This is a genomic window from Dysgonomonas reticulitermitis (genome assembly GCF_054601275.1).
In genome coordinates, this window is record NZ_BAAHWU010000038.1 from 21,266 (window position 1) to 28,966 (window position 7,701).

The 7,701-nt window shown below is 41.2% G+C and carries 5 protein-coding genes; all 5 read right to left on the reverse strand.

Going from position 1 to position 7,701, the window contains the following annotated elements:
* Nucleotides 1–240 precede the first annotated feature (240 nt).
* Nucleotides 241–1,875: a glycoside hydrolase family 43 protein gene (locus ACYPZI_RS12255; protein ID WP_459602002.1), complete on the reverse strand. Its 1,635-nt coding sequence runs from the start codon at nt 1,873–1,875 to the stop codon at nt 241–243.
* Between the two features lie 84 nt (nt 1,876–1,959).
* Nucleotides 1,960–3,432, reverse strand: coding sequence for a pectate lyase family protein (locus tag ACYPZI_RS12260; RefSeq protein ID WP_459602004.1), 1,473 nt, complete (start codon nt 3,430–3,432; stop codon nt 1,960–1,962).
* A gap of 103 nt (nt 3,433–3,535) precedes the next feature.
* Nucleotides 3,536–4,621 carry a glycoside hydrolase family 88/105 protein gene (locus ACYPZI_RS12265; protein ID WP_459602006.1) on the reverse strand — a complete coding sequence of 362 codons (1,086 nt, stop codon included), beginning with the start codon at nt 4,619–4,621 and terminating at the stop codon, nt 3,536–3,538.
* 73 nt (nt 4,622–4,694) lie between these two features.
* Nucleotides 4,695–6,245 (reverse strand): glycoside hydrolase family 28 protein, encoded by a 1,551-nt coding sequence (locus tag ACYPZI_RS12270; protein ID WP_459602008.1) that lies wholly within the window; start codon nt 6,243–6,245, stop codon nt 4,695–4,697.
* Nucleotides 6,246–6,247: 2 nt separating this feature from the next.
* A complete protein-coding gene (locus ACYPZI_RS12275) occupies nt 6,248–7,228 on the reverse strand; it encodes a pectinesterase family protein (RefSeq protein ID WP_459602010.1) in 981 nt (326 codons plus the stop codon).
* Between the last annotated feature and the right edge of the window lie 473 nt (nt 7,229–7,701).

Consider the following 7,701-nt stretch of genomic DNA (forward strand, 5'->3'; position numbering starts at 1 on the left):
TAAACAAATATAATCTATCTTCTTTAATAAAAAAATATACAGCCCTTCCCCCTTGTATTATGAAATAATATTTCGATGTGAGATTTTCGTTTTAGTTAGACACATTTCTGAAAGAGTGTAATTTTTTAGATGCCAATTTAACGTCAAAGAAATACCAAAAAGCTACAGTAAAATAATTATCGCAGATCATGGATTTTAGAGTAAAAGATTACAGGATAAGCTTCGTAGTCTTTATCTTTCTTATTTTGTTATCCTGAACCAATCTATATCGACATATCCGCCATCATTCTTTTTTATGGGGCGGGAACAAAATACTCCCATTTTAGCGCCAATCCACTGACCTTCTTTCAATATAAAGTCTTTGCCTAAAGATACATATTTTTTATTGTCGGTACTATAGCTAAAAGAACAGGTTGCCCCATCTTTTATTTGTGCGCGAAGGTAAATGGTTGCATCTTTCAGATTTGCCGACTGGTTCACAACTTCGGTCTTGTCTTTATCTGCCCCGTAGCAATCTGCCTGTGAAAGGATAAGTCCGTTTTCCATACTCTCAATAGAAAGCAATGAGTAATCACGTCCCATTATTAATAATCCGGTGCGTTCCCCGGTTATACTTTTATCAGGAGTAAATGTAAGCTTCACTGTTACCATAAAGTCGGGAGCCGGCATTTTTTGTAATAGTAAATTAGGAACATTCCAAAGGTTTACATAATTATCGGGCACAGGGACAGAGTACAGGGTTAAGCATCCTTTTTCCTGATTGGTAAAGCTCCACCAACTGTCAGGGTTGGTATTCCATTGCCATTGCAAGCCCAGTTGGTTTATATCGAACTCATCGCTTTCGGCAGGTGTAGCCACCGGATAGTTTTTCCCTACATATGGCTTTTTGTAGACAAGAACCGGATCCCCGCACCCATCCCTGTCTTTGTCCTCACCTATCACCGGCCAGTCATTTTTCCATACCACAGGTTGAAGGTGTGTTAACCGGCCTAATGCACCCACATCCTGAAAATGCAGGAACCAGTCTTCGCCTGTAGATGTATCTACCCATGCTCCTTGGTGAGGGCCATTGATTTCGGTCTTCCCTTGAGCCATTACTATTTTTCTCTCGTAAGGGCCGAACACGTTTTTCGACCGCATTGCTATCTGCCAGCCGGTAGCCACGCCTCCCGCAGGAGCAAGTATATAGTAGTATCCGTTTCTTTTATATAACTTGGGGCCTTCTATAGTGGGGTCTGCTATGTGCCCGTCATAAATGATCTTCGATTCGCCTATTGCCTTTTTCCCATCGGCAGTAAGCCGGGTTACAGCCAAAAGGCTTTTTATACCTGCACGGCTTCCGGCAAAAGCATGGGCAAGGTACACATCCCCGTTGTCATCGAAAAGAGGACAGGCATCTATCAGACCTTTGCCTTCTTTCACCAACGCCAATGGTTCCCATTCACCGGTGGGGTCTTTCGTTTTGGTCATGAATATTCCCAGATCGGGATCACCGTAATAAATATAAAACTCTCCTTTGTGATAACGGATAGCCGGAGCCCATACACTACCTCCGTGATTTACCCCCTCGCCGAACAATGCATTTTCAGGCATCCGGCTGATAGCATGCCCTATCAGTGTCCAGCTCACCAAATCTTTTGAATGTAGGATGGGGAGTCCGGGTATACAGTTAAAACTGGATGCTGTCATGTAGAAATCATCGTCTACACGGCAAACATCCGGATCGGAATAATCGGCGTAAAGGATTGGATTCTTGTAAGTCCCGTTACCGAGATCGGCAACCCATGTTTGCGATATGCTATCCTGAGCCTGCGCGTTTGTTAATACCAGACAAAGTATTAATCCCAGCAATCCTGTTTTCGTTTTGTTTCTCATATTTTGTTTTTTAATTATTTATATCAAACCTGTAATATGTAAAAGTCCTAATATTAACGTTTGCTTTGCCATAAAACCTGATGTTTATTGCTGATTCTTGGTTATGTTCTCAACTAATCCGTTAAGATAAACCTCCAGGTAAGTATATCCTTTATTATTGATATCATCTGCTTTTTTGTCCGGAAAATTTGTTTCTAACCATCCATCGGGAATACCATCTTTATTACTGTCCAAGAATGGTTTCCCTTCTCTCAATTCAGGCCATGCCGACCAGTTCTTATTGTCCGGATTGGGATTCAGATCCGATTGCGAATCAATAATTCCTTTCCGCGGATAACTCTGGCTTTTCCATTGTCCTCCCTCTCCGTTATATCTGCTTCGTCCTGTGAATTGTGCCGAACCAAGGGTTGTTTCGTCAATTATCCGTTGATCTACGACATCACGGCGTTTCGAACATCCGGCGTAAGCCAAAACCTTTTCGTAAGCCGTATTTGGATCATGGGTATTGATAATGGCAACTTCGAGAGGTTTATCCAATTTCAGGTCGTTTTTATTTTTATCACTTTGCACGTCAACTCCCAACCAGTTGTCATCCGATATTTCCTTGTTATGAGGCAATAAGTTTCCCGAAATATAGTACCTGCCCCAAGTATCTTTAATCCGTTCGAAGCCGCGTGTCCCTTTGTTTGTACTGATTGCCGTTATCCGGTTTGCTATTTTGGCGCGGGTGGCAGGCCCCGATTTATAGTAATTGTTTACCAGATTCACATGCATAGCCTCGCCTCCGTAACATCCTTCCCCGTTCCAGTTGTAGAAAACATTGTTGCGTACATCGGTAGTATCTCTTCCGGCATGTTTCGTTCCCGGCCCGAGACGCGGAACACGGCTGTCATGATGCGCTAAAAGGTTATGGTGGAATGTGGCATTCACTCCACCCCAGATAGCGCCATAACCATGAGGCCCTTTGGAATGTCCAGATAGGCGCAAACTCTCGGAAATAATGCACCATTGCATCGTGAAATTCTCATTATCGTAAAAAGATGAACATTCGTCGGCACTCCAGCTTATCGAGCAGTGGTCTATTATTATATCCTTATTCCTGCCTCCACTGAATGTATCTGCGCCATCCGCTTCCTGTGACGTTATTTTCAGGTCACCCATGCGGAAACGCATATATCTAATTATAACATTGTCTGCCGATACAGTTACAGGATAGTCTGCTACACAGATGCCATCACCCATAGCCGATTGGCCTGCTATAGTAAAGTCGCCGTTTCTTATGCGGAGATGCCCGTTGAGCTTGATTGTTCCGCTAACTTTAAACAGGATAGTCCTTTTTCCTTCCTGATTGATACACCAACGCAGAGAGCCCTCGTTGGTCAAAGAATTCCCTTCATTGTTGTCTTCCAGTGTATTCACATAATAAACTGTACCGCCACGGCCTCCACAGGTATACATTCCTCCACCTTCAGCTCCAGGAAAGGCCGGAGTTTGTGCCTTGTTTCCTTCTGAATACAGAAAGATAGAAAGAATCAACAGAATAGTTGTCTTTTTCATATGATAATAATTTTGATTTTAGTTGCCATATGGAACTCGCATGATTTTTATTATCATGGACTTTGGTGATTTGATAAAAATCATGCTTCGTCTCATAAATATATTATTGGTTTAACAGAATACCGGCCATTATGAACGGGCTTATTGCTTTAGGGTCATTGTCGCGTACAGGTTCGGAAATATAATATTCAAAACTACCATCCCTGTAAAACTTATCACCTCCTAAACCTGCTACAGTACAACAATTTGTTACCGACATCAATCCATCATTATCTATTTTTATAAATTGTTTTACAAACTGCATATAAGCATCTGTTCCTTTCTTAAGATAACTTTTATCCAGATAACCTTTTTGACTTCCTTTAATCCATGAATAGATAAACATGGCCGAGCCTGTGGATTCGAGGTAGTTGCCTTCTCGTTCCCCTTGATCTGTCACTTGAAACCACATTCCCGTCTTCTTGTTTCGGAACTTTTCTATAGACTCTGATAAATTCCTGAATATAAATATGATTTCTTTCCGTTGGGGGTGGTTTTCGGGAATAAAGTCAAGAGCATCAGCCATTGCCATCATATACCATCCGATGCTTCTCGACCAGAAATTCGATGACAGCCCGGTTTCGGGATTTGACCATTTCTGTTCCCTGCTCTCGTCCCATCCATGAAAGTATAATCCTGTTTTTTCGTCATACATATGTTTATGCACATCTATTATCTGCAAAGCTACGTCATCGAATAACTCTGGCTCATCGAATTGTTTTGCATATTCGCCCAAAAACGGACAGGCCATATACAGGCCATCGAGCCATACCTGATGCGGATATACCTTTTTGTGCCAGAAACTTCCATTTGCAGTGCGGGGATGGGTTTCCATCTGGCTACGCAATAATTTCAACGCTTTACTGAAACGTTCATCATTTTCTTTCGCCAGAACAGGGAACAGAATTTTTCCAGTATTTACCCTGTCGATATTGTATTCATCCACAGAATATGATTTTATCGTGCCATCATCATTTACCATCCGGTCAGTATACGCATATACATAGTCATAATATTTAATGTCGCCTGTTTTCTCCCAAACCTGTAAAATAGCCATCATTTCCAATCCGTGACAATAATTCCATTTTGGCGTTTTTGAGAAGTCGATCATCCATGCCTCCGGATTCCGCTTCATTTCCGAATCAGCCATCCTGATATAGTTTTTCTGTCCGTAAAATGAAATGCTAAATAATAATGATATAAAAAATACGGCTGTTTTCATATTATTGCTCTGCTTCGATGGTTTTTACATTTTGCATGAAATTGTTGCCCCATATGATATTGCTGTTTTTTGCCGAATAAAAAATATCGGCAGGTGTCAGTTGGAAACAGTTGTTGACAAGTGTGTTCTCCACATTGTCGAACAAGATTACAGGCTGGTTAGGCAATGTTTTTTTTGAACGGACATTGTCAAGTATAATATTCTTTGTGTCGGAGAAAGAAAAAGGACTACCCTTTTCAGATGAAAAATCCACATTATGGAAATGTATGTTGGATGCCGTTTTTACGGTAAAGCCTTCAATTGCGGTCATGTTGATATTTGAGAATGATATTTCGTCGACAGGCATCTCATCAATACCTGTAATATATCCGATCTTTTTTATATTGCTCCCTGTTACATCGCTTATATGAATATTGCGGAACACCGGGGTGCGTTCGCTGACAGGCTCAGCCTGTGATTCTTTATCGTAGAACAGGTCGAAGATGAAAGCATTGCGCTGAATATCGTTCATTATGATATTATTCACCCTTATTTCCTCTACCACACCTCCACGTCCGCGTGACGCCTTTAAACGAATGCCTGCATCCGTACCGTTAAATACGCAGTTGGATATTGTTACTTTTTTTATACTACCTGACATTTCGCTGCCGATAACAACGCCTCCGTGCCCTGTCAGCATTACACAATTGGTAACTGTAATGTTTTCGCAAGGCCTGCCGTAAATCCGGCCGTCTTCATCCCGTCCCGACTTGATGGTGATGCAGTCGTCCCCGACACTGATAAAACAATCCGATATGCGGACATTGCGGCACGAAGAAGGGTTTATGCCATCTGTATTGTGTCCTTTGGGATTAGCCCACGGATTGTACACTGTTACGCCCGTGATGACAATGTTGTCACAGCCTTCGGGATTGATAGTCCAGAACGGAGAATTTTGGATTGTAATGCCCTCTATCAAAATGTTCTTACATTCGAGGAACTGTATGAACGGTGGACGGAAGAATTTGCGTTCAAGCGACTTTTCATAATATGGCGAAACTTTTATGCCTTTGTTGGCATCGAGCCATTTCTGCTGGAATGAATTTGTCGATAATGTTTTTCCGTTGTTATTTATTTCGTCAATAATACGCCTCGATTCAGCCCACCATGTATGTCCCTGCCCGTCTATTATTCCCCGTCCTTTAATGGTTATATTTTCCACATTACGGGCATAGAATAAAGGTGACAGGCTGTTCATGAACACACCCTCCCAACGCATCCTGACAAAAGGGAGGTAGTCTTCGAAGTTAGTTGAAAATTTCAACGTTGCCCCTGCTTCAATTTCTATTGTAATATTACTTTCCATATGTATTGCTGCCGTAAGGTATTGTCCGGCAGGGAAATAAATAGTGCCACCACCTTCCTGTGCCGCTTTCCTGATTGTATTGTTGATCAAGGCTGTACATGCTTTTGCCCCTGTTGTGTCTGCACCCATATCCTGCATGTTATAAATCTTTCCTTGCATAATCAGAAAGCACAGGGATAAGATAGTTAACGCTGTTAGTCGTTTCATAATCAATATTTGTATTTTTTATTTACTAAGGGATTCCAGTTGTCGGAACCTTTCATTACGTTTTCTACAGTATATTTCCGGGCTTCTTCGCTAGTAAGTATTTTTACCCATTCCACACGGTTCCCGGTTTTTGAACCCACACCGGTGTTGTTGTATTCCATATACCGTGCTGTTTTTTCATTCTCTTCTTTTCCCCAGTTGTGCCATCCTTCGGGCCTGACACCTTCGGGTAATTCAGTATTCATAAACAAGGTCATGGCATAAGCCCTCCACGGGCGCCCCAAATACATCCTGTTTACGTCTTTGCCTACTGTAATTTTGCAGTTGTTAAATATATAACCAAACTCAATATGCTGAGATGTACTTGCCGCTGTTATATAAGAATTTTTCTTGCAATGTACCTCACAACATTCGAACCAGCATGTGGACGGGCCGAAAATGAAATCGGTAGTTCCCTCGATGTAACAGTCCTCAAAATAGATACGGGCAGCTTCTTTCCCTGTATATATCGTATCCTGATGACCTAAAAAACGGCATTTGCGGAATATGATGCGATCCCCCTCTACATGCAATGCTACAGCCTGACCCAATGGAAGCGAGGAATTTTCGATGGTCAGGTTTTCCATGCAGATGTCATTGCCGCGTATAAGGAATGTATAAGTCCTGAATGTCCCCATCTTGTTGATGTTGGCATGGTCGTCAAAGTTGACGACCGTGTTTTCGATGCTTTGTCCTATTATCCTCAAATTGCATATATGAGTCGGTATTTCCACCTTCTCTTTATACACTCCGTCCATAATAAATATAGTGGTTATTCCTGCCGAATTGAAGGCTCTGACAGATTCTACGGCTTCTTGCAGGTTTCTGTAATCGCCCCTGCCGTTGCGGTCGACAACAATATCGTATTTCAGGGAATCCTGCCCGAATGTTGACAGGTATAAAAGTAGGAGGAGAACTAACAGATGAAATTTGTTTAAAGACATGGCATCAAATTATGTTTTTATTCTTTAGGTAATTTGGTTTAATGATAAACTTTTACAAGTATAATACAATATTAATATGATTTGGTTTTATTTCATGATGATAATTTGGAATTTATAGAGTGTTAAATTGGAATTAACAAAACATAATACAGAGCAAGTTTTTCAGGCTAAAAGGTCAAAGAATAAATCCTTTGGCATTAATTCCGGCTTGAAAGCCAAGGTTTTATTTTCCTACATTGACAGGGTTTGAGAAAATTTATCAAATAATTTGAAAATAAAAGATACCGCCTGTAAAACTAAGAATGAAGATGTTTAAAATAAGATACATTCTTTGTGGATATACTTTTATCTGTACGGTTATACCGCTTTTTAATAAACGCTTCCAGGTGCAGGTAAACATCCTTGTATTTCTGGTATGTTGAATTCGACCTCAACCCGGCATCGAGCATTTTCTTAAAATCGTCATTGTGCTG